18 protein-coding genes and 1 tRNA gene are annotated in these 21,829 nt (G+C 69.3%); 8 read left to right on the top strand and 11 right to left on the bottom strand.

All coding sequences use genetic code 11. The features are described 5' to 3' along the window. The 3 genes from D7V97_RS07625 to D7V97_RS07615 all read left to right on the top strand — a co-directional run bounded on the left by D7V97_RS07625 (position 1) and on the right by D7V97_RS07615 (position 3,391). A complete protein-coding gene (locus D7V97_RS07625) occupies positions 1-1,725 on the top strand; it encodes a nuclease-related domain-containing DEAD/DEAH box helicase (protein ID WP_120609934.1) in 1,725 nt (574 codons plus the stop codon). A 528-nt stretch (positions 1,726-2,253) separates the two neighbouring features. Next, positions 2,254-2,874, top strand: coding sequence for a hypothetical protein (locus D7V97_RS07620; RefSeq protein ID WP_120609933.1), 621 nt, complete (start codon positions 2,254-2,256; stop codon positions 2,872-2,874). A gap of 31 nt (positions 2,875-2,905) precedes the next feature. Then, positions 2,906-3,391 carry a hypothetical protein gene (locus tag D7V97_RS07615; protein WP_120609932.1) on the top strand — a complete coding sequence of 162 codons (486 nt, stop codon included), beginning with the start codon at positions 2,906-2,908 and terminating at the stop codon, positions 3,389-3,391. A 67-nt stretch (positions 3,392-3,458) separates the two neighbouring features. Here the strand turns inward: D7V97_RS07615 and D7V97_RS07610 are convergent, their stop codons facing one another. From D7V97_RS07610 to rfbB, 5 genes are all read right to left on the bottom strand, one after another. After that, complete coding sequence (locus D7V97_RS07610) at positions 3,459-4,520, bottom strand: YihY/virulence factor BrkB family protein (RefSeq protein ID WP_120609931.1); 1,062 nt, start codon at positions 4,518-4,520, stop codon at positions 3,459-3,461. A gap of 164 nt (positions 4,521-4,684) precedes the next feature. Further along, positions 4,685-5,230, bottom strand: coding sequence for a dTDP-4-dehydrorhamnose 3,5-epimerase (gene rfbC, locus D7V97_RS07605; protein ID WP_120609930.1), 546 nt, complete (start codon positions 5,228-5,230; stop codon positions 4,685-4,687). Continuing rightward, on the bottom strand, positions 5,227-6,108 hold the full coding sequence (gene rfbA, locus D7V97_RS07600) for a glucose-1-phosphate thymidylyltransferase RfbA (protein WP_120609946.1): 882 nt from the start codon (positions 6,106-6,108) through the stop codon (positions 5,227-5,229). Before rfbA ends, rfbC begins: the two co-directional genes overlap by 4 nt. Then, complete coding sequence (locus D7V97_RS07595) at positions 6,105-7,013, bottom strand: SDR family oxidoreductase (protein ID WP_120609929.1); 909 nt, start codon at positions 7,011-7,013, stop codon at positions 6,105-6,107. Before D7V97_RS07595 ends, rfbA begins: the two co-directional genes overlap by 4 nt. Continuing rightward, on the bottom strand, positions 7,010-8,032 hold the full coding sequence (gene rfbB, locus D7V97_RS07590; RefSeq protein ID WP_120609928.1) for a dTDP-glucose 4,6-dehydratase: 1,023 nt from the start codon (positions 8,030-8,032) through the stop codon (positions 7,010-7,012). The genes D7V97_RS07595 and rfbB overlap by 4 nt, the downstream gene beginning before the upstream one ends. A gap of 151 nt (positions 8,033-8,183) precedes the next feature. Here rfbB and D7V97_RS07585 point away from each other — a divergent pair, with 151 nt between their 5' ends. The 5 genes from D7V97_RS07585 (at position 8,184) to D7V97_RS07565 (ending at position 15,092) form a co-directional block, all read left to right on the top strand. Then, positions 8,184-9,788 carry a glycosyltransferase gene (locus D7V97_RS07585; RefSeq protein ID WP_233582562.1) on the top strand — a complete coding sequence of 535 codons (1,605 nt, stop codon included), beginning with the start codon at positions 8,184-8,186 and terminating at the stop codon, positions 9,786-9,788. Continuing rightward, positions 9,778-10,233 carry a hypothetical protein gene (locus D7V97_RS07580; RefSeq protein WP_199728736.1) on the top strand — a complete coding sequence of 152 codons (456 nt, stop codon included), beginning with the start codon at positions 9,778-9,780 and terminating at the stop codon, positions 10,231-10,233. The genes D7V97_RS07585 and D7V97_RS07580 overlap by 11 nt, the downstream gene beginning before the upstream one ends. A gap of 207 nt (positions 10,234-10,440) precedes the next feature. Beyond that, a complete protein-coding gene (locus D7V97_RS07575; RefSeq protein WP_120609927.1) occupies positions 10,441-11,715 on the top strand; it encodes a glycosyltransferase family 4 protein in 1,275 nt (424 codons plus the stop codon). After that, positions 11,712-12,746, top strand: a complete 1,035-nt coding sequence (locus D7V97_RS07570) for a glycosyltransferase (RefSeq protein ID WP_120609926.1) — start codon at positions 11,712-11,714, stop codon at positions 12,744-12,746. The genes D7V97_RS07575 and D7V97_RS07570 overlap by 4 nt, the downstream gene beginning before the upstream one ends. 21 nt (positions 12,747-12,767) lie before the next feature. Further along, positions 12,768-15,092 carry an HAD family hydrolase gene (locus D7V97_RS07565; protein WP_120609925.1) on the top strand — a complete coding sequence of 775 codons (2,325 nt, stop codon included), beginning with the start codon at positions 12,768-12,770 and terminating at the stop codon, positions 15,090-15,092. Positions 15,093-15,110: 18 nt separating this feature from the next. Here the strand turns inward: D7V97_RS07565 and D7V97_RS07560 are convergent, their stop codons facing one another. The 6 genes from D7V97_RS07560 to D7V97_RS07535 all read right to left on the bottom strand — a co-directional run. Next, on the bottom strand, positions 15,111-17,615 hold the full coding sequence (locus D7V97_RS07560) for a glycosyltransferase family 2 protein (protein WP_304988498.1): 2,505 nt from the start codon (positions 17,613-17,615) through the stop codon (positions 15,111-15,113). A 61-nt stretch (positions 17,616-17,676) separates the two neighbouring features. Next, positions 17,677-19,020, bottom strand: a complete 1,344-nt coding sequence (locus D7V97_RS07555) for an ABC transporter ATP-binding protein (RefSeq protein ID WP_120609924.1) — start codon at positions 19,018-19,020, stop codon at positions 17,677-17,679. Next, the gene (locus D7V97_RS07550) at positions 19,021-19,800 is read right to left on the bottom strand and encodes an ABC transporter permease (RefSeq protein ID WP_120609923.1); all 780 of its coding nucleotides are present in this window, start codon (positions 19,798-19,800) and stop codon (positions 19,021-19,023) included. It abuts the gene before it with no gap. 158 nt (positions 19,801-19,958) lie between these two features. Next, positions 19,959-20,033 (bottom strand) — tRNA-Gly (locus D7V97_RS07545). 89 nt (positions 20,034-20,122) lie between these two features. Next, entirely contained in the window at positions 20,123-20,818 is a 696-nt protein-coding gene (pgsA, locus tag D7V97_RS07540; RefSeq protein ID WP_120609922.1) for a CDP-diacylglycerol--glycerol-3-phosphate 3-phosphatidyltransferase, read from the bottom strand. A gap of 11 nt (positions 20,819-20,829) precedes the next feature. After that, a partial coding sequence (locus D7V97_RS07535; protein WP_199728735.1) for an AIM24 family protein occupies positions 20,830-21,829 on the bottom strand: 1,000 nt, incomplete at its 5' end.

Genomic DNA, 21,829 nt, shown 5'->3' with positions numbered 1-21,829 from the left:
ATGGCACAAATGTTTCCGGATTTGACGGACCTGGAGCTCAAGGAACTGGAGGAGAAGTCGTCTGCTGAAGTGGACGTCTACCGGGCCTTCCGTGATCAGGCTCCAGCCGACTGGCTGGTGCTCCATGGGCTCAATCTGATCGCCCGTACACGGGGTTCCCCTCCGATGGACGCGGAGGCCGACTTCGTCGTCTTCGATCCGAAGCGAGGCTTTGTCGTCATTGAAGTCAAGGGCGGCACCGTGTCGAGGGATACGCGAGGGCGGTGGACATCCCAGGGCAGAAGGGGGACGTACAAGATCAGAGATCCCATTCAGCAGGCGATCGACAACAAGTACCAGGTGCTGGAAAACCTCAAGGCCGCAGGGCCGCGATGGGGGGCCGCCGGGCCTCCCAGGCTGTTGATGGGTCACGCCGTGCTTTTTCCTGACTCACTCAACACGCGGACTTTCGTGGCACCGAATCGACCCCAGGAAATCATGGGGGCCGGCCCTGACGTGAAGCGCCTCGGAGCGTGGGTGGATGGGGTCTTCCGCTACTGGGCGACGAATGACACGTCCTGGAAGCTCCTTGGAACGACTGGAATGAACGTGGTCCGGTCGGTTTTCTGCGCTCCGGTAACGGTCACTGCGGCGCTTTCGCTGGCCATCGCGCGGGAGCAGCGCCGTCAGGTCGAGCTTACGAAGCGCCAAGCGCTGGTGCTGCAGAACCTGCGCTATCGCGCCCGAGCTGCCATTGCTGGCGCGGCGGGCACGGGTAAGACGCTAATCGCGCTACAGCATGCACGGATGCTGGCCGGGCAGGGGCGAAAGACGCTTCTGGTCTGCTACACGCGTGCGTTGGCGGACTTCTTGAAGCGCGAGGCGGAGGGTGTCGCAAACCTTCAGGTCATGCAGTTCCACCAGCTTTGTGATTGGCGTGTGGATCACGTAAAGAGCACCCAGGGAATCGACCTCTTGGCTCGGGCCCAGGAATCATATCCCGAGGCGGATGAGTACAGCGTGCAGAAGCCCTATGCGCTGGCCCTGTCAGCCGATGCAGATCCTTCCCTGCGATATCAAGCGATCCTGGTGGACGAAGGGCAGGACTTTGGCGACGAGCATTGGATGGCGCTGGAGTTGTTGCTTGAACGCCAAGACGACGCCCAGCTCTACGTCTTCTATGATCCGAACCAAGCCATCTACAAACTCGCGAAGGACCTCTCCAATCTCGGCCTTGGGCCGCCCCTACTGCTCACGGAGAATTGTCGCAATACGCTGCCAATCCACGATGCGGCTTATCGCTACTATCACGGCGATGACGTAGCGCCCCCCGATCTCCCCGGCGAACCACTCATTCGCCTCTCCAGTGATGGACTAGATTCCCAGGCAAAGCACATCCAGTCGACGGTGAGCGGCTTGCTTCATCAGGGAGGCTTGAAACCCGATGAGATCGTCGTGCTGGTAGCGGGTGACCGGAAGGACGGCCACTTCCGGGCTCTCCATGGTCGTGGAGATCCTGCCGGAGCGCGCTGGAGTTTTGAACGCCTCTGGCAGCCTGGATGCGTGTTGGTGGATACAGCACGCCGCTTCAAGGGACTGGAAGCCGCCGCAGTGATTCTTTGGTGCGCGGACGAAGTAGACGTCGCCATCGAGCAGGAGTTGTTGTACGTGGCGTTGGCTCGCGCCAGGAATCGATTGTGGGTTGTCGGTAGCAGTGTCCGGGTCGCAAAGGTGCTGGATGGATGAACTGGGATCGCCTTTAAAATCAGAAGAAGGAAAAGGTTAGCTGCTCCAGAGCAGCTGGCCTTTTCTTCTATGGCTTAGTTGGGAAAGCCGGTGAAGCCATGCGCGATGCGATCAACGCTCTTCGGGACAGCACCCGCAGCACCCTGTCTCGCCGCGCCGCACCGATTCCCGCCCGCGTGTGCCAGAATATCCAGCGCTGCTCTGTCCGCCTGCTTCAACTTCACTCCTCGGCTTCGCGCGTGCGCCCTCATATTGGGCAAGATGCGCCAGCCCGCGCGTTAAACGCCACCCGGTCAAAGAATTAGCACCTTTCCTAAAAGCCGAGTTCGCCAAAGGCGTGCGACTACCGTGCGCGCCGCTGAGTTGCATCATGCCGGACTGAAAGTCTGAGCCCGTACCCCATCGTCGCCCGCCGCCGGAATTCAGTCTCCGGAAGCGGGCGGCGATCTCGTTTCTCGTGACCCGTCCCGTGCTGGGTGTGGATTGAAGGCCCTCCACCTCGGTCTGCTAGGGTTCTCCGCCGCTCTCATGAAAACCCTCGCCACCCTCCTCTTCGCCCTGACGCTCGCGCTGCTCCTCCCCGCCTGTGAACCTCCGGAGTGCACCCCGGAGAACTGTTCGGACGGGTGTTGCACCGCGGAGAAGGAGTGCATCCAGTACCGGAGCGACACCGCCTGCGGCCCCAATGGCGCAGCGTGTGAGAACTGCGCCGACGGCAACGTGTGCCACCTGGGCAAGAACGTGTGCATCCCGGGCGTGATGCGGACGCGGGTGCAGCCGCTCGAGGCCATGATCGTTTCGTTCGAGCCTCCAGATGACGAAGAGTGGGACTCCGATGGCTCGCCTCCGGACGTCGTCGTCGAGATGCGCTGCCCCTCTGCGCCCGAGCTCTCCCGCACGCCCGAGTCCACGAGCCTGCACCCCACCTGGTCCACCGGCGGCTGCGAGGTCATCACCTCCAACCTCCTCAAGAACCCCCTCGAAATCGCGGTCATCGACGTCGACCCGTTCACCCTCGATGACACCATCGGCACCATCAACTACCAGGTCACCCCCGAGGACCTGAACCTGGGTGGGGTCGAACTCACCATCCCCGAGACCGTGATCTCCCTCTACATCGACCTCTCCCACACCTACTCGGAGCAGTAACCGACAGCGGGACACCGGCGTAACGCAGAGGATGAACCCGCGCCTCCTGCTCCTGTCCCTGTGCCTCGCCACCGCCTGTGGCCCCTCCTCCTCCGTGGACGAGGGCCTCGGCGTCGTCCACGAGCTCGATACCTCCGAACAGGGCATCACCGCCTTCGTGCGCGCGGGCCACTACAAGTCCTGGCTCGCCGAACCCACCGTCCACGACACGCGCGCGCCCCACGGCAGCAAGGTCCGGGTCTTCTTCAATGACCTCGTCGTGGGCTCACTGCGCGACGGCAATACCACGCACCCCATGGGCAGCATCCTCGTCAAGGAGCTGTTCGAGGACGATGGGAAGACCGTCCGGGGCCACGCGCTGGACGTGAAGGTCACCGACGGTGCCGGCAAGGACACCTGGATCTTCTACGAGGGCTTCGGCCCGGACTACTCCAACAACTACTACGGCCGCGCCCACTCCACCTGTCACGGCTGCCACTCGGACGGGAAGGACTACGTCACCACGCCCCTGCCCTGAAACGACCACGGGCGGCCCCCCCATGAGAGGACCGCCCGCTTCTCGAATCACATCCAGGTCCGTGTCCCTACCGCGCCGTGGACTTGCGGCGCATCAGGAACACGCCCAGGCCCACGCCCGCGGCCCACTTCGCCGCCGCCGCGAGGGGCGTCTTGCTCAGCGGCACCGGCTGCGTCGTGTACGGCGGCGCGGGCGGCACGGGACGGAAGTCCGTTGCGCCCGGCAGGTTCGCGCCCCGCTCCTCCGCCTCCGTCTTCGTCACGTTCGGTCCCGGCTGCGCCGGATCGCGCTGCCCAGGCGACTTACCCTCCGGCGACTTGTGCTCGAGGATCCCGTTGATCTCCGCGCCCAGCAGGATGACCTGCGCGGAGATCCACATCCACAGCAGGAGCACGATGACGCCACCGATGGCGCCGTAGTTCACGTCGTACGAGCCGAAGTTCGCCACGTACTTGGAGAACCCCCACGACGCGACCACCCAGATGAGCACGCCCACCACCGAGCCCGGCGTGATGAACTTGAACTTCTGCTTCACGTCCGGCAGCACGTAATACAGCACCGCCCACAGGCACATCATCAGGAACCCCGCCACCGGCAGGCGCAGCCACAAGACGATGGTCCCCACGGGATCGCCCAGCTTGTTCGCCACCGCCGGCGTGACGACCGCGACGATGGCCGCGAGCACCGCCACCACCGCCGTGCCCAGCGTCGTCAGGAGCGCGATGCCCCGCTTCTTCCAGAACGGGCGCTTCTCCTCCACGCCATAGACCGTGTTGAGCGCCTCCATCAGCCCCACGATGCCGCCCGACGCCGCCCAGATCGCGCCGACGCCGCCGATGGTCAGCAGCCCCACCGGATTGCTGTCCGCCAGCGCCTTCAGGCGCTCACCGAGGATCTTCGTCACCTCCTGCGGTGCCACCTTCGACAACTGCTGGATCAGTTCCTGCGCCTGGTGCGGATCAATGAGCACGCCCGCCAGGGACACGAGGAATAGCAGGAACGGGAACAGCGCGAGGATGCCCTGGAACGTCAGGGCTCCCGCGACGTTTCCCACGTTGTCCCGCGCCCACTCGGCCTTGAGGGACTTGAAGAACTCCTTCCAACCCATTCCCTTGCCGGGCCAAACCATGCTGCCTCCTCCGAGGTGTGCCGCCACTGCCTCGGAAGAGATTGGCCATTCCATCCCCTGACTGGCCTCTACCCTGAAGTCGTTGCTCGCCTCCCTGCCTGCTGACCGCGCATGGGGCTCTCAATGGCAAGCCCCCACGTCACGCCTGCCCGGCTGCCCGGAAGTCAGAAGACAGGGAGCACGGGCGCGTCCTTCAGCCTCGGCGCCCGCTGGTCCTTCTCCGACAGCAGCGGCTCGCGCACCGGCCACGGGATGGCCAGGTCCGGATCATTCCAGAGCACGCTCCGCTCCGACTCCGGCGCGTACTGCGCGGTGCACTTGTAGAAGAAGTCCGCGGAGTCGCTCAGCACACAGAAGCCATGCGCGAAGCCCGGGGGGATCCACAGCTGCCACTTGTTCCCCGACGACAGCTCCGCCCCCATCCACCGGCCGAACGTGGGCGACCCCTTGCGCACGTCCACCACCACGTCCCAGACCGAGCCCGCCAGCACCTGCACCAGCTTCCCCTGCCCGTTCGGCTCCTGGAAGTGCAGGCCCCGCAGCGTGCCCTTCACGGACCGCGACAGGTTGTCCTGCACGAAAGTGCCGGGGATGCCTGCGTCCGCGTAGCGCTGCGCGTGGAACGTCTCCACGAAGAAGCCCCGCGAGTCCCCGAACACACGGGGCTCCAGCAGGAGGACCTCCGGAAGCTCCGTGGGCCGCACCTTCATGGCGCCACCCCCCGGTTCGCTCGGAGCGCCATCAGGTACTGGCCATACTCGTTCTTCAACATCGGCGCCGCGAGGGCCGTGAGCTGCTCTTCGTCGATGTAGCCCATCCGGAAGGCGATCTCCTCCGGGCACGCGATCTTCAGGCCCTGACGGCGCTCGATGATCTCAATGAATGACGAGGCCTGCATCAGCGACTCGTGCGTCCCCGTGTCCAGCCACGCGTAGCCTCGGCCCATCAGCTCCACCGTGAGCTGTCCCCGGCGCATGTACTCCGCGTTGACGTCGGTGATCTCCAGCTCGCCCCGCTTGCTGGGCTTCAGCGCCGCCGCGATGTCCAGCACCTGGTTGTCATAGAAGTACAGCCCGGTGACGGCGTAGTTGGACCGGGGCGTCGCGGGCTTCTCCTCGATGCTCACCGCGCGGTTGCCCGGCGCCAGCTCCACCACGCCGTAGCGCTGCGGATCCTTCACGTAGTAGCCGAACACCGTCGCGCCCGCCGTGCGCCGCGCCGCCCGCCGCACCAGCTCACTCAGGCCATCGCCGTGGAAGATGTTGTCCCCCAGGATGAGCGACACCGTGTCACCCCCCACGAAGTCCCGGCCGATGACGAACGCCTGCGCCAGGCCCTCCGGCCGCGGCTGCTCCGCGTACTGGAGGGACAGCCCCCACTGCGTGCCGTCGCCCAGCAGGTCGCGGAAGCGCGGCAGGTCCTGCGGCGTGGAGATGATCAACACCTCCCGGATGCCCGCCAGCATCAGCGTGGTCAGCGGGTAGTAGATCATCGGCTTGTCATAGACGGGGAGCAGCTGCTTGCTCACCACGAGCGTCAGCGGGTATAGCCGCGTGCCCGAACCTCCCGCGAGGATGATGCCCTTCATCCCGCCTCCCCGGCCCGACGCCACGTCGCATGGAAGCGCTTCAGGGACTCCTCCAGCGCCAGCGGCTTCTCCACCAGCAGCTCCCGCGCCTTTTCCGTCCTCAAGCCGCTGCGCAGCGGCCGGGGCGCCGACAGCTTCAGGTCCGCCATCTTCGTGGGGACGATCAGTCCCGCGTCGAAGCCGAACACCTCACACAGCGCCCGCCCGAAGGCCACCCGGTCCAACACCGTGCCGCCGCTCGTGTTCCACGTTCCGCCCAGCCGCCGCTCGCCCAGCTCCACCAGCATCGCCGCCACGTTCTCCGCGAAGCTCGGGGACACCACCTGATCCTCGAAGAGCTTCACCGGCTGCCCCGCCCCCAGCGTCTTCACCAGCCACGCGCCGAAGTTGAGCCGGCCCTCTACCGGCGGCCAGCCGTACACCACCGCCGTGCGGGCAATCGCGCATCCGGGCGCGAGCACACGCGCGGCCTGCTCGCCCATGTGCTTCGTCACCGCGTACACGCCCCCCGGGTTCGGCACCGCGTCCTCACCGTACGGGCCCGCCGCGCCGTCGAAGACGTAGTCGGTGGACACATGCACCAGGTGCGCGCCGGCCTCGCGCGCGCCCCGGGCCACGGCCGCCGTGGCGGTGACGTTCGCGGCATAGGCAGCCTCGGGCGCCTTCTCACAGGCGTCCACCTCGGTCATCGACGCGCAGTGGAGGATGACCTCGGGGGCAAGGCGGGACAGCGCCCGAGCCACGTCCGCTTCGCGCGTCAGGTCCAGTTCCTCGTAGTCATGCGCGCCCGCCGCGCGACGCACGCCGCGCCCCAGGCCCACCACGGCGTGGCCCTTCTCTGCGAGCAGCGCGCACGCCCTGCGGCCCACCAGCCCGTTCGCTCCCGTCACGATGAAGCGGCTCATGCTCCACGTCCCCGGGGCGTCAGCGTGATGGTGTTGCGGTACTCGCCGCTCAGCACCCGCTCCCACCACTCCGGGTGCTCCACGTACCAGCGCACCGTGTCCGCGAGCCCCTGCTCAAACCCGTGCGTGGGCGCCCACCCCAGCTCCTCGCGACTCTTCGCGGGGTCGATGGCGTAGCGGCGGTCATGCCCCAGCCGGTCGGTGACGAACTGGATCAGTGACTCCGGCTTGCCAAGCTCCGTGAGGATGCCCTTCACCAGGTCCAGGTTCCTACGCTCCGCACCGCCGCCCAGGTTGTAGACCTGCCCCGCCCGCCCCTTCTCCAGCGCCAGCAGGAGCCCCTGGCAGTGGTCCTCCACGTGCAACCAGTCGCGCACGTGCTGGCCGTCGCCGTAGACGGGCAGCGGCTGGTTCCTCAGCGCGTTCACCACCATGCGGGGGATGAGCTTCTCCGGGAACTGGTAGCGCCCGTAGTTGTTCGAGCAGCGCGTCACCACCACGTCCAGCCCGAAGGTGTGGTGGTACGCCAGGGCCAGCAGGTCCGCGCCCGTCTTGGACGCCGAATAGGGGCTGGAGGGCTGCAGGGGTGACGCCTCCGTGAAGGCGCCGGACGGCCCCAGCGAGCCGTACACCTCATCGGTGGAGACCTGTACGAAGCGCCGCACGCCGCGCTCGCGGCAGGCCTCCAGGAGGTGCTGGGTGCCCAGCACGTTGGTGGTGACGAACACCTCCGGGCCCTGGATGGAGCGGTCCACGTGGCTCTCCGCGGCCAGGTGGAGCACGGCGTCGATGGCGTGGGCGGCGAGCACCCGGTCCACCCCCGCGCGGTCGCACACGTCGCCGTGCACGAAGACGTGGCGCGGGTCGTCCTCCAGGCCGGCGAGGTTCTCCAGGTTGCCCGCGTAGGTGAGCCGGTCCAGGTTGACGACCTTCCAGTCCGGTCGCTCCCGGAGCAGGTAGCGCACCAGGTTGGACCCGATGAAGCCGCATCCCCCCGTGACCAGGACGTTCGTTGACATGCACCAGACCTTGGGTACGCGTGGGGGGCCCTGGCTACTGTGCGGAGGAGCCTCCGTCAAGGCGCGTCAACCCCGCTTGTAAGGGCGGGCAGGACGGTTGTAAGGGAACGCGCGCGTGCAGCAGCGACATCCTCACGGCCCAGGCGGTCCCTTGCACATCCATCAACTGGTCGCCCGGCTGGCCTGGGGTGATGCGATTGGTAACCAGGTGCGCTACCTCCAGAGCCTGCTGCGCTCCTGGGGCCACACGTCCGAAATCTACGCGGACGCCTGGGACGACGCGTGCCGCGAACAGGTGCGCTCCGCCAAGAGCTACCCGCGCGAGTCCACGCGCGACTCCGTGCTGCTCGTCCACCACAGCTTCGAGTCCAGGCTGGTGCCGCTCATCGCCCGCTCGCGCGGACGCAAGCTGCTCGTCTACCACAACATCACGCCCGCCCGGCTCTTCGAGGGCTTCGACCGCGGCGCGGCGCTCGCCTGCGACGCGGCCCGACGGGAGCTGCTCGCCCTGCGCCCGCACGTGGACGGCGCGTTCGCCTACTCGCGCTTCAGCGCGGAGGAGCTCGTCGCCGCGGGCTACCGGCACGTGGACGTGCTGCCGTTCGCCATCGACTGGAACGCCTTCGACACCCCGCCGGATCCGGCGCTGCGCGAGGAGCTGGATGACGGCTTCGCCAACATCCTCTTCGTGGGCCGCGCGGTGCCCAGCAAGTACGTGGACGACGTGCTGCGCGTCTTCACCGCGTACCAGCGCCTGTACCAGCCGAAGAGCCGCCTGCTCATCGCGGGCAACATCCACCGCGACGCGCCCTACGGCGGCTTCCTGCACGGCCTCAAGGACCTGCTCGGCCCGGAGCACATCCGGTTCATGGGGCGCGTGAGCGCGGCCCAGCTCTCCGCGTGCTTCGCCTCCGCCACCGCGTACCTGTCCATGAGCCGGCACGAGGGCTTCGGCGTGCCGCTGCTGGAGGCCATGTACCGCGACGTCCCCGTCGTCGCGTATGGCGCCGCCGCCGTCCCGGAGACGATGGGCGGCGCGGGCGTCACCAGCTTCTCGCGCGACCCCCTGGACGTGGCTCAACTGCTCGCCGTGCTGGAGCGTGAACCGGCCCTGCGCCAGCAGGTCCTCACCGCGCAGCGCGACCGCGTCGCGGGCCTCTCCCAGCAGGCCGTGGCCGCCCGACTGCGCACCGCCCTGCAGGGCTTCATCGAAGGCCGCATGCCCGAACAGACCGGGGTTCCCGCCGCGCCCCCCGTCGAGCTCGTGTGCCCCGGCTTCATCACGCGGCCGGATGCCCCCATGTCCCGGCTCGCGCGCGAGCTGCAACAGCGGCTGCCCGAGTCCCGACTGCTGGCCCTGCGCGCCCGGGGCGAGGAGCCCACCCTCTCGCTCGGTCCCCAGGCGACCGAGGGAGCGCCTGTCTGGCATTTCACCCCGGATCAGCCCGTGGGCCCCACGCCGGAGCCGCTCCCCGGTTCGTCGTCGCTGGAGACGGCGGTGCGGGCCTCGACGGGGACGGTGGTGCTGCTGGGCACGGACACGGCGGTGGCGCAGTCGTTGATGCAGGCCGTGGGTCGCCGGGGCTGGGGCGTGCGCGACGCGGCCGCTTCGTCCGACGAGACGGCGACGGAGGCCGCCCGGCAACACCTGGGCCCCCGCTTGTTGGAGTTGGATCGCGCGGACATCCACGCCACGGCGGACGCGCTGGTCCGCTCATTGGCATCGAAGAAACGAGGGCACCGCCATGCACGCTGAGGACCTGCTCACGCTCAAGCCCACCGCCCAGGCCGTGGCCGCCGCCACGGAGCGCCTCCCCGAGCCCACCACCGCCGTGCGGGACACGCTGCGCCGCACCCTCGCCGCGTCCCTGCGCGCCCCCGTCGCGGGCCAGTGGCCGGCGCTGCTGCTGGAGGCGCGCGCGAAGGCGGACGTGCGCTACGTGGAGCCCGCGACGTCACACCGGCCGCTGGTGGGCCCCGTGCTGGTGTTCGCCAAGCGAACCTTCCGGGGCGCGTTCCAGCCCTTCATCAACGAGGTGCTGCGCCGCCAGGTGCACTTCAACGAAGCCATCCTGGACGCCCTCACCGTGGTCATCGAGAACCAGCGCGAACACGCCCGCACCCAGGCGCTGTGGCGCCGCGAGCTGGAGGCCCGGATGAAGCGACTGGAGAAGGACGATCCGAGCGCTTCTGGACACTGAGCGCATGGGTGCCTGCTCGACGGGCGGCGACCGTGCGCGGCCACCGCCCGGGCGTTGACGCAGGGACATTCTTCGGGCTACATCGACCGCTCGCTTCGCCTGCCTCGTTCAAGTCAGACCTGAGGGGGATGCCACGGGGAGAATCAACGGCGGCGGCGAATCGTTTCCCCCGGGCCGCATCCGGCCCACGACGCGAGTTGCCAAGGCATGAAGATCGGGTTCCTCGTTGGTGACATCGCCAATATCTCCGGTGGTTCCAACGTCATCCTCGAATACGCCTCACGGCTGCAGGACCTTGGCCATGAGGTCGTCCTCATCACCCCGGGCCCCGTCAAGCTGACGTATCCGCTGTGGCACCCGCGGCTTGCGGACATCCCGCGGCGGTCGCTCGCGGAGGCCGAAGGCGAGTCCTTCGACTTCGCGCTGGCCACCTGGTGGATCACCTTCTACGACCTGTGGCGCGTCAGCGCCCGGGTGTACGGCTACCTGAACCAGAGCCTGGAGTCGCGCTTCCACGCGGAGCGCCACTACAAGCTGCTCAACCGGCAGACGTACTCGCTGCCCCTGCTCTTCGTCACCGAGGCGAAGTGGCTGGTGGAGTTCATCCAGACGCTCCAGCCGGAGGGCAAGACGCTCTACGTGCAGAACGGCCTGTCCCGCGAGCACTTCCCCTGCGTGCAGGCCCCGCCCCAGCGCGAGGGCAAGCTGCGCGTGCTGGTGGAGGGCCCCTGGGGCGTGGGCTTCAAGGGCGTGCCGGAGACGTTCGAGGTGCTGGAGCTGGCGGCCGAACAGGGCGTCCAGTTCGAGACCGGGTGGCTCGCGTCGTCGTCCGGCGGGGAGAAGCCCACCGTGGGCGGCCAGCCGGTGCAGGTGCACGAGCGCATCCCCATCAACCAGGTGCACCAGGTCTACGGCCAGTACGACGTGCTGCTGAAGCTCTCCCGCGTGGAGGGCATGTTCGGCCCGCCGCTGGAGATGTTCTCCCAGGGCGGCACCGCCATCACGTACACCGTCACCGGCACCGACGAGTACATGGTGCACGGACAGAACTCGCTGCTGGTGGAGCCGTACAACCGCCGGCAGATCGTCCAGTTCCTCCAGCTGTTGAGCACGCAGCCCGCGTACCTCGCGCACCTGCGCACGAACGCGCTCGCCACCGCGAAGGCGTTCACGGACTGGGACGCGAGCACGCGCCAGGTGGCCTCCGGGCTGGAGGCGCTGCACGCGGAAGGCTGGACGAACGCGCACCTGCGCCCCGCGCTGGCCGCGATGTCCACCATGCACGGCCACTGGCTGGATGACGTCTGGCGCGGAGAGAAGGGCCACTCGTCGCTGCACCCGTACGTGGGGCCGGGCGAACAGGTGCTGCTGGAGCGCTACCGCCAGTTCAAGAAGTCCCGCCCCGTCCGCGCGCTGCAGAAGCTGGTGTCGGACGACTTCAAGAAGTCCCTCCGCGCGCGCCTCACGCGAGTCCTGTCATGAGAGTCCATCCGCCCTCCTCCCCCCAGCGCGTCGCCTTCCTGGGCGAGCCGGCCTTCGAGCCGCACGTGCCCGTCCAGGCGGCGTGGGCGCAAGTCCGCTTCTTCCCCGTGACGGCCGGCCAGTGGGAGGCCGCCATCGACGCGGCCCACGCGTGGGGCGCGGACGCGACGCTCGTCTTCCGTCCCCAGGACGTCACGCCGGAGCTCGCGGCGCGCCTGCCCGGCGCCATGCGCATCGGCATCATCCCCTCGCCGCTGTTCAACGCGGCGGAGATCGAGCTGCTGTCGCGCACGTCGGGCCCGGACGTGAAGGGCTTCCGCTGGCTCACCTACCTGGAGACGCCCGCGTCGCCGGAGCTGGCGCGGCTGCCGCTGTTGCAGACGCTGCCCCTGCCGGTGGACACCGCCCGGTGCGCCACGGGCCCGAGGCTGGACAGCCGGCGCGTGCTGGTGGCGGACTGGGCCCGCCCGACTCCGGAGGCCCTGGAGGCCCTGCTCAAGGTCGCCCCCGTGGACATCCTGTCCGCGCACGCCACGCCCGACGAGGTCACCCGGGCGCTGGAGCAGGCGGGGACGCTGGTGTACGCGTCGCGCGACCTGATGGGCCGGTTTGATGCGCTGCCCCTCCTGGCGATGGCGCACGGGCTGCTCGTCATCGCGGACACGGTGTTCGCCTCCGACTGGTACGTGGAGCCGGAGGACGAGTTCCTCTACCGGCCGGACAGCCACTGGGCGCGCGCGGTGGATGAAGTCCTTCGCATGCCCGTGTCGTTCCGCCCGGTGCGCATCCGGGCCTGGCAGAAGATGCGCGAGGCGTTCGATGCGTCCGCGTGCTTCCAGCGCGTACTCCACGACGCGTACCTGTTCGCGGATCCCGTGGCGCACCTGGCGTCCCTGACGCCCGCGCGCCCGTCCACCCCGGTGGCGTCCGTCGCCGTGGAACCTCCTCGCGTCGCGGAGGCCGCTCCGGAAGCACTCGGCGCGGAGAAGGTCACGCGTCCCAGCCGCTCCCTCGCGGCCGTCCCCAACTAGAGCCAAGGACACCGGAAGCAGATGAATGCCCGCCGTGAACCCGCAGCGGCCGCGCTGCTTCCCTCCCTCCAGCGTTGGGCTGTGGAGGCCGCGCGCGACCTGTACCTGATGCAGAAGGGCGCACCCGCCGCCACGAAGCAGCCCCGCGCGAGCGCCGCCGAGCGCATGTCCGTGCTCACCGCGGAGGCCCTGCCCCCGGAGCTGGTGGAGGGGCTGTCGCAGGCCTCGCGCCTGCTGCGCACGGGCGACGCCGTGTCCGTGGAGTCCGCGCCCTTCGCCACGTTGCAGGAGCGCCTGCTGACGTTGACGGCGGGCTACGACGTGGTGGGCTTCGACGTCTTCAACACGCTGGTCGTGCGCAGCGTGGAGGGCGAGTGGCTCAAGACGGCCGTGGCGCGCGGCTTCGTGTCGCGGCTCCAGGAGCTGCTCCACCCGGAGCGCATGCCCACCGTGGCCGAGGTGCGCCAGCGCCGCTTCGTCCTGGAGATGGAGGTCGCCGGAGAACAGGTGGCCCAGGGGCGCGACAACGAGGTGGACTTCGAGGAGCTGCTGCTGCGCTGGGCCGGCAGCTGGGTGCCCGTGGAGCCCCACCGCTCGCGCATGGCGGCGGAGCTGCGCGCGCTGGAGATCGAGCTGGAGAAGTGCGCGCTGCGGCCCGCGCCGGGCATCCCGGAGCTGCTGGCCGCGCTCAAGGCCCAGGGCAAGCGGCTCATCTTCGTCAGCGACATGTACCTGTCCGCCCCGCTGCTGCGCGAGCTGCTGCGCCACTGCGGGCTGGAGCAGTACTTCGACGCGGGCTACGTCTCCATCGACGAGGGGCTGCGCAAGGCGACGGGCCGCCTCTTCCCTCGCGTGTTGGAGCGCGAGGGCCTGCAGCCGGGACAGCTCTTCTTCGTCGGTGACGACGAGAACGCGGACAACGTGCAGCCGCGCCGGCTGGGCATCGCCACGCTGCGCGTGGAGGACCCGGACGAGAAGCAGCGCCGCCGCCGGCTGGAGATCGCCCAGAAGGCCGTGGAGCAGAACCCGTTCTGGGCCGCGCACTACGTGGACGTCGTGCTGGGCAACGAGGCCCGCCATGTCCGCGACTACGAGGACGACCCCAGCTACCAGCTGGGCCGCACGCTGGCGCCGGGGCTCGTGGCCTTCGTGGTGGACGTCATCGAGCGCTCGGAGAAGCTGGGCATCGACCACGTCTACTTCCTCGCGCGCGAGGGCCTGACGCTGCTGAAGGTGTTCGCCATCCTGAAGGACTCCGGCCTGTTCCGCCGGGTGCCGAAGGCGCACTACCTGTTCGTCAGCCGCGCCTCCACCATCCTCGCGTCCATGCGGGAGCTGAGCTGGGAGGAGGTCCACCGCTTCTGGCGTCAGTACAGCCGCCAGTCGCTGCGCGGCCTGCTCAAGAACCTGTCGCTGCCCCAGGACGAGTTCATCCGGCTGGCCGCCGAGTGCGGCCTCACCGACCCGGACCGCCCCATCGTGGAGCCGACGAAGGAAGAGGCCTTCCAGCGCTTCCTCGCGTCGCGCCGCGTGCGCGTGGCCTTCCACCACCGCCGCGACGAGGCCCGCGCCGCGCTCGCCCGCTACCTGGACTACCGCGGGCTGATGGGCCTGAAGCGCACGGCGCTCGTGGACATCGGGTGGAAGGGCAGCATGCAGGACAACCTGATGCGCGCCTTCGAGCACGAGCCGCGCTTCCCGGAGCTGCACGGCTTCTACCTGGCCTACGTGCCGGACGGTCAGCCGCTGGCGAAGAAGTCCTTCAAGTACGGCTACCTGTCGGACCTGCGGCGGCGCGACCTGGAGGAGGCGGACTTCCTGCGCAACACCGCCATCTTCGAGATGATCACCACGGCGAACCACGGCAGCACCCTGCGCTACGGGCAGAACCCGTGGGCGCCGCACCTGCCCCTGCCGGAGCTGGTCCACCACGAGCAGGAGAAGGACAACGCAGCGCGCTTCTTCCGCCGGGTGCAGGAGGGCATCTACGACTACGCGCGGGACTACGCGCGCCTGTCACCGCTCCTGCGCTTCACCGCGGACGAGTTGAAGCCGGGCACGCTCCAGGAGCTGCTGCGCTACACGCGCTACCCCACGGACGAGGAGGCGCACGAGTTCCTCAAGTACTCGCACGTGGAGAGCTTCGGGGTGCATGAGATCACCACCTTCGGCCTCAAGCTGGAGCTGAGGAAGCTGTCCCAGGCCGGCTCGGTGAAGGGGGCCCTGAAGGAAGTGTGGAAGGCCTTCGAGACCAACTCCTGGCGCGACGGCGTGGTGAGGCGCAGCGGCCTGCCCCTGGCGAACCTGGCCTACGACGCCTGGTTCACCTGGCGGGCCATCCGCTAGGCCCGCGCCCCCCCGGCGTTACTTCGGGGGACGGCGCGCGCTGGGCACCTCGTGGGCCAGCGTGCGCACCGCCAGCGCCTCGCCGTCCTCGGCGTGCCGGCGCAGGTCGCAGTCCCCCGACAGCAGCGTGAGGTTGGGGTTGTAGTAGGGGTCGCCCCGCTTCAACCACGGCCGGTAGGACGTGAAGGAGCGCCAGTAGTCCGGCTCCGGAATCGCGTCCGTGCGGCGGCTGGCCGACTCGTGGTGCACCACGCGCGCGAAGGGCGTGCACACCACGCGCAGGCCCTGGGCGTTCAAGCGCAGGCCCAGGTCCACGTCGCTGCCGCACAGGAGGAAGCGCTCGTCGAAGCCGCCCAGCGCGTCGAAGAGGGGCCGGCGGATCATCACGCACGCGCTGGTGACGGACAGCCAGTTGCGCACCCACTCCGTGTGTCCGAAGGGCGTGGAGATGGGCCCGTCCGGCAGGCGCCAGAAGGGGTGCCCCGCCATGCCCGTCATCCCCACGACGATGCCCGCGTGCTGCACGGTGCCTTCCGGGAAGAGGAGCTTCGCCCCCACCGCGCCCACCTCCGGGCGCTGCGCCTGGGACACCAGCTCCGTGAGCCAGCCCGGGTCCACCACTTCCATGTCGTTGTTGAGGAACAGCAGCAGCTCGCCCGTGGCCTGCCCCGCCGCCCAGTTGTTGATGGCCGGGTAGTTGAAGGGGAAGTCCCAGGTGAGCTTCACCACGCGCGAGTCCGTGAGCGTGTCCAGCAGCGCGAACGTCTCCGGGCGCGTGCTGTTGTTGGACACCAGCAGCAACTCGAAGTGCCGGTACGTCGTCTTCGTCAGGAGCGTGTCCGCCAGCGTCTCCAGCAGGTCCGGCCGGTCCTTGAACGGGACGATGATGGACACCTTCGGCGAGCCCTTCACCGCGTAGCGCACGCGGTAGCGGCCCGGCCCCGGCACCGTCACCTCCGCCTGCTCGCCCCGGCGCTCCAGGTGCTCTTCGAGCGCGCGGCGCCCCTCGGGGGACACCTGGCCCACGAGCCCCGCGCGCCGGTGGTAGAGCAGGTGCGGCACGTGCCCGATGCGCTCGGAGGCCTCGCTGACGCGCAGGAGCAGGTCGTACTCCTCCGCCCCCGGGAAGCCCTCGCGGAAGCCGCCCACCGACTCCACCAGCGAGCGGCGCACCATCACCAGCCGGCCCAGGTAGTCCACCGAGCGCAGCAGGTCCGGCGACCAGTCCGGCTTGAAGAACGGAGCGGTGCGGCGCCCTCGCGCGTCCAGCCGGTCCTCGTCCCCGTAGACGACGTCCAGGGACGGATCCGCGCCCAGCGCCAGCGCCACCTCCGCCAGCGCATGGGGCGCGAGCGTGTCCTCCGCGCCCAGCACGCCCACGAAGTCCCCGCTCGCGGCCTGCGCGCCCACCCTCAGCGCGCGGGCCAGGTCGGCGGGACCGGAGAGCGTCACCCGGCGGATGCGCGGCTGACGGCGCGATGGGCCCCAGGGCTCCGGCAGCGGGGGCCCGTCCTCCGGCCCCACCACCACCAGCTCCCACTGCGGGTAGAGCTGGGCCTCCACCGACGCCAGACACTCGCGCAGGTGCGAGGGACAGGCTCCGGCGGTGGACACCACCAGGGACAGCCGGGGCCGGCGCGGCAGGCGCTCCAGGCCGCTCCGGGCGGCGCTCACGTCCGCCGGCTCCCGCAGCGTGCACCAGTGATGGAAGTCCTCCAGCGCGGGCAGCGCCGGGGGCGGCGTGCGCACCCCGAGGATGGCGGCCAGCGCCACCACCGCCTCGCCGTTGAAGCGCGACTGCCGGCGCAGCACCTCACCCCAGAGCGGCGCGGAGGCCCGCAGGCCCCGGGGCAGCCCCGGACGCGCCAGCGGCCACGCCAGGGCCACGAGCCGCGCCACCCGGTGCGTGGCGTCCAGGACGTCCGGCGTGCCCGCGGCCGCGACGGACAGCAGCGTGTCGCGCATCAGCGCGTTCCACTCCGCCTGGCGCGCGAGCAGCGGCTCCAGCACCGGCTTGAGGGCGCGGCTCCACGCGTGCCACGCCAGCTTCCAGGGCCGCGCCACCGGGGCGGCCACGGAGGGCCCTTCCGCGTCGAGCTGCGCGCGGACCCACGCCGTCAGGTCCTCGCGTAGGCCCTGGTCGCGCCGGGCCTCCAGCCGCTCCAGCACCCGCAGGACGCGCTGGTTGAAGGCGCCCTGGGGCCGCAGCAATTCGACGTGGAGCGGGCGCAGGCCCAGCACGAAGGCGCGCTTGGCGGCCGTCACCCACTGCCCGATGGCGGAGCGGTGCGAGGGCGGCACGGAGAACTCGAAGGGGACGGCGAGCCGGGCCGCGGCCAGGAGCGGCGACAGCGCCGCGTTGGCCGGAGGCGCCAGCCTGCGCAACCGCTCCGTCAGGGCCGCGAGGGCCGGGGCGTTCGCGCCGTCAGGCTCGGCGCGCAAGGCGGCGATCTGCTCGGCGAGCTCCGCGGCGGACGTCGACGCCTGCCCCCCCTCGGGCATGCTGTGGAACAAGGTGCTCACTTCCCAGGCGCCTCCCCTTTTCAAGGCCCCGGGCCGCGGCGTGCGGGGAGGCCTCCTCCCCTCAGGAGGCCGCGGCATGCTTGGGCACGGAGACGGCCTGGACGGGGGCGGCCGGAGCCTCATCCACCACCCAGGCATGCTCCGGCCGGAAGACACCCCGGTCGTCATGCTCGGTCGACACGGAGAAGGTGCAGCGCGCTTCGCGCCCCGCCTCCGGGTTCGCGTTGTTGCCCGTCTTCAGCTCCACGCTCAGCACGTAGGCGCCCCCCAGGAGCCCCACCCGCGGCAGCACGAAGCGAAGCCGGCCCTGCGGCGGCAACGGCGTCGGCAGTGGCACCCGGTCCGTCCGGGTGCTCGTCGCGTACAGCACCGGCCCGTCCGCGGACGCCAGCGTGAGGACGAACTCCACGTCCTCCACGGCCTCGCGGGCCACGTAGTCGATGCACACCTCCGCCCGCGTCTCCGGGGCGATGGTGCCCAGCTCCTCCCCGCGCGGGCCCGTCAGCCACACCCGGGACACGGCGACCTGGGGCACGGGCTTCGGCGCGTCCGTGACAGGGGGCCCCTCCGGCAGGCCGGGCAGCGCCCCTCCGCCTTCCGTCAGCGCTGGCGGCGTGAACACGGTGGAGCGCGCCTCCGCGAGCGACACCGCCTGCCGGTACTCGGCGGAGATCTCCGCGGGGGTACCCATGCGACGGATGCGCCCGCCGTCCAGCCACGCCGCCTGATCACACCACCGCTCCACGGTGGCCATGTCGTGCGTGACGAGGACGATGGTCTTCCCCAGGCGCTTGAACTCCGTCATCTTCGCCATGCTCTTCTTGCTGAAGTGCTCGTCTCCCACGGCGAGGATCTCATCGATGATGAGGATGTCCGGATCCACGTGCGTGGCCACGGAGAACGCCAGCCGCATGTACATGCCGCTGGAGTACGTGCGCACCGGCTCGTCGATGAACTCCCCCAGCTCACTGAACGCGATGATGGCGTCCATCTTCGCGCGCACCTCCGCGCGGGACATGCCGAGGATGATGCCGTTGATGAGGATGTTCTCCCGGCCGGAGAAGTCCGGGTGGAAGCCCGCGCCCAGGTCCAGGAGCGCGGAGACGCGCCCGTTCACCGTGATGGTGCCGGAGGTGGGCGCGTAGATGCCGGTGATCAGCTTCAAGAGCGTGCTCTTGCCGCTGCCGTTGCGCCCCAGGATGGCCACCGTCTGGCCCCTGGGGATGCGCAGGTTGACGCCCCGGAGCGACTCGATGAAGCGGCCCTGCTTGGACACGCGGTTGCCGCGCAGCCAGCGCACGAGCTCCGACTTGAACGTGGTGTATTCCCCCCGGATGGTCCGCTTCCGGAAGTTCTTCACCACGTCCTGGATGACGATGGCGTCCTCGGTCGGTGGGTTGGCCATCTAGATGGACTCCGCGAACTCCTCGCGGCGGCTCTCGAAGATCTGCGTGGCGCCCCACAGCAGGCACAGCGAGACGCCCAGGAGCGACACGAGCGGCACCGCGTCCGGCAGGCGGTGTTCGTAGAACATGGCCTGGTACGAGGTGATGAGGATGGACATCGGGTTGATCACCTGGAGCACCCGACGGTACGCCTCCGGGATGGTGGACAGCTTGTAGAGCACCGGCGTGACGAAGAACCACAGCATCATCAGGTTCATCACGATGTGCTGGAGGTCCCGGAACGTCACGTTGAAGGCGCTGACCGCGTACACCACCGCGAAGGTGAAGCACATCTGCACCAGCACCACCACCGGGAAGGCCAGGATGTGCCAGGACGGCACCACGCCGAAGAACAGCCCCAGCACCACCATCAGCGGCAGGGAGAAGATGAAGTTGCAGAAGTTGGTGGCCACCACCGTGGCCGGCAGCACCTGGGCCGGGAAGCGCACCTTGGTCATCAGGTCGCGCCGGTCGCTGATGGAGCTGGCCCCCGCTGATATCGACGTGGAGAACCAGGTCCACGGCAGCAGGCCCACGAACAGGAAGTAGGCGTAGTTCGGGATCTGGTTCTTCATGAACACGCTGAACAGCAGCGTGTACACGAGCATATGCAGGGTGGGGTTCAGGAACGTCCAGAAGAAGCCCAGCACCGAGCCGCGATAGCGCGCCTTCAGCTCGCGCTGCACCAGGCTGAGGAGGAGCCCCCGGTACGAGTAGAGTTCCCGGAAGTTGCGAATCATGCGCCGGTATCCATACCGCAAACGGTCCGCCGGAGGCGAATGACCCGGTAAACAGCAGGCCGTCCGTCCCTCGCGTGCCCGCCTGCTGTCGCGAGCCAATCCCGGAGCCAAGGGGAGAAAGAAAAAGGCCCCCTGGTTTCCCAGAGGGCCTTTATTTTTGGAGCGGGAAAAGGGATTTGAACCCTCGACCCTCGCCTTGGCAAGGCGATGCTCTACCGCTGAGCTATTCCCGCATCAGGACCGCTGTACCGCGTGCTGCGTTTTCCGTCGGGCGGTGCCGCGCCGGAAGTGAGGTGGGGTATACCGAGGGCCTTCGGACTCGTCAAACACTTTTCGCATCCGGATCCGCATCCGCGCTCCCCCTCCGGGCGAGCATCCCCAGGAAGGCGCGGAAGTAGACAACGGCGCTCCACACGGAGAAGGCGCCCGACAGGTACACCAGCACCTTGCCGACCTGGTTGTAGTCCACCGTGACGGTGCGGAAGCCCAGGTCCAGCGGGTGCACGTAGTGGACGCAGAGGGAGATGATCCCCACGAGCTGGAGGGACGTCTTCCACTTCCCCTCCTGGCCGGCGGCGATGACCATGCCCTCGCTGGCGGCGATGGTGCGCAGGCCGCTGACGATGAACTCGCGCGCCAGCAGCACGATGACGACCCACGCGGCGATGCGGCCCAGCCGGACCATCATCACCAGGGCGGCCATGGCGATGAGCTTGTCCGCCAGCGGGTCCATGAACTTGCCCACCACGGTGATGAGGTTCCACTTGCGGGCGAGGTAGCCGTCCACCACGTCGGTGATGGAGGCCACCGCGAACACCAGGCCCGCGAGCAGCGAGTGCAGCGGGTCCGCGTCGTAGGTGAGCCACACGAACACGGGGATGATGAGGATCCGCCCCAGCGTGAGCATGTTGGGCAGGTTCCAGAACTCCTGCACCAGGATGCTGGGACGACGGGAGGCGCGCTTGCGGGCCCGCTCCTCGCGCTTGCGCTGCTTCCTGAGAGCTCGGTCCGAGGCCATGGGCGCGCTTTCTACCGGACCCCGACTGCGATGAGGGCAAAACCTTCGCCGCCCAACTCCACCGCGCAGCGCAGTGTCTCCCCGCCAGCGGACTGGAGCAGCGGCACCACGCGGGGGGTGAGGTTGCCCAGCCAGCCCACCAGGTGCGTGAGGGGCACCGACACCGGCGCGTCCATGGCCACCGGCACCGAGCGCAGCGCCCCCGCGAGGCTCAGGAGCACCCGCCCCTGTCCGCGCAGGTGCACGAGGTCCAGGTCCGGCGCCAGGTCCGACGGGACGCGGCCGTTCTCGAACACCACCGGCTCCTCGAAGGCGAAGACGCACGCGTCGCGCAGGTAGATGGACTCCTCGTCCAGCTCTACAGCAAGGAGCTGCCGCCCCTCCCCGGGCGCCACGTGCAGCGTCCCCTGCCCCTTCGCGCGCACCATCCCCTGCACGCCCTCGCCGAAGGGCTTGTCCGTGGGCCGGCCCCGGAAGCGCTTCATCTCTTGCTGGAAGGTGACCTGCCCCTGCACGGCGAGGAGCCCTTCCAGGCGGGTCAGCAGCTCACCGTTCACCGTCAGCGCGACGCTCGCCGGCCACTGCATGAACGGCTGGCCCGGCTCCGTGCCCGGCAGCTTCACCGTGGGGATCCACTCGGTGAGCAGGGGCGGGTTCACGCCCGTGCGGGCTTCCGCGGCGCTCGGGGTCGTGGCGGCGGGGGCCACGCGTGGGGCCTTGGAAGGCTCGCTCGCGGCCAGCGCGGCGGAGGTCTCCGCGAAGGCAGCGCCGGGCTCCGACTCCAGGTCGGACGCGAGGACGGGGAGCTCCTCGGAGACCTCGATCTCCTCCGACACCGGCGTGGGGGACAGCTCGTCGGAGACCTCCACGTCGTCGCCGGAGGCGTAGGCGTCCGTCGTGTCGTCGAGCGCCTGGGCCTCCTCATCGCCGAAGGCGGTCGCACCGGCGGCGAGGCTCGGATCCTCGTCCTCCTGCACGGGGGCTGCCGCGCCGGACCGGGCCTTCGCGGGG

The sequence above is a fragment of the Corallococcus sp. CA053C genome, assembly GCF_003611675.1.
In the GTDB taxonomy this organism is placed as follows: Bacteria; Myxococcota; Myxococcia; order Myxococcales; family Myxococcaceae; genus Corallococcus.
This window is presented reverse-complemented; position numbering and strand designations above follow the sequence as displayed.

Excerpts from the sequence above, each read along its gene's own strand:
- D7V97_RS07570 (WP_120609926.1), top strand. The coding sequence starts at position 11,712 with ATGAGAGTCCATCCGCCCTCCTCCCCCCAGCGCGTCGCCTTCCTGGGC.
- rfbA (WP_120609946.1), bottom strand. The coding sequence starts at position 6,108 with ATGAAGGGCATCATCCTCGCGGGAGGTTCGGGCACGCGGCTATACCCG.
- pgsA (WP_120609922.1), bottom strand. The coding sequence starts at position 20,818 with ATGGCCTCGGACCGAGCTCTCAGGAAGCAGCGCAAGCGCGAGGAGCGG.
- D7V97_RS07550 (WP_120609923.1), bottom strand. The coding sequence starts at position 19,800 with ATGATTCGCAACTTCCGGGAACTCTACTCGTACCGGGGGCTCCTCCTC.
- D7V97_RS07595 (WP_120609929.1), bottom strand. The coding sequence starts at position 7,013 with ATGAGCCGCTTCATCGTGACGGGAGCGAACGGGCTGGTGGGCCGCAGG.
- D7V97_RS07615 (WP_120609932.1), top strand. The coding sequence starts at position 2,906 with ATGAACCCGCGCCTCCTGCTCCTGTCCCTGTGCCTCGCCACCGCCTGT.
- D7V97_RS07575 (WP_120609927.1), top strand. The coding sequence starts at position 10,441 with ATGAAGATCGGGTTCCTCGTTGGTGACATCGCCAATATCTCCGGTGGT.
- D7V97_RS07610 (WP_120609931.1), bottom strand. The coding sequence starts at position 4,520 with ATGGTTTGGCCCGGCAAGGGAATGGGTTGGAAGGAGTTCTTCAAGTCC.
- D7V97_RS07565 (WP_120609925.1), top strand. The coding sequence starts at position 12,768 with ATGAATGCCCGCCGTGAACCCGCAGCGGCCGCGCTGCTTCCCTCCCTC.
- D7V97_RS07625 (WP_120609934.1), top strand. The coding sequence starts at position 1 with ATGGCACAAATGTTTCCGGATTTGACGGACCTGGAGCTCAAGGAACTG.
- D7V97_RS07620 (WP_120609933.1), top strand. The coding sequence starts at position 2,254 with ATGAAAACCCTCGCCACCCTCCTCTTCGCCCTGACGCTCGCGCTGCTC.
- D7V97_RS07555 (WP_120609924.1), bottom strand. The coding sequence starts at position 19,020 with ATGGCCAACCCACCGACCGAGGACGCCATCGTCATCCAGGACGTGGTG.
- rfbC (WP_120609930.1), bottom strand. The coding sequence starts at position 5,230 with ATGAAGGTGCGGCCCACGGAGCTTCCGGAGGTCCTCCTGCTGGAGCCC.
- rfbB (WP_120609928.1), bottom strand. The coding sequence starts at position 8,032 with ATGTCAACGAACGTCCTGGTCACGGGGGGATGCGGCTTCATCGGGTCC.
- D7V97_RS07580 (WP_199728736.1), top strand. The coding sequence starts at position 9,778 with ATGCACGCTGAGGACCTGCTCACGCTCAAGCCCACCGCCCAGGCCGTG.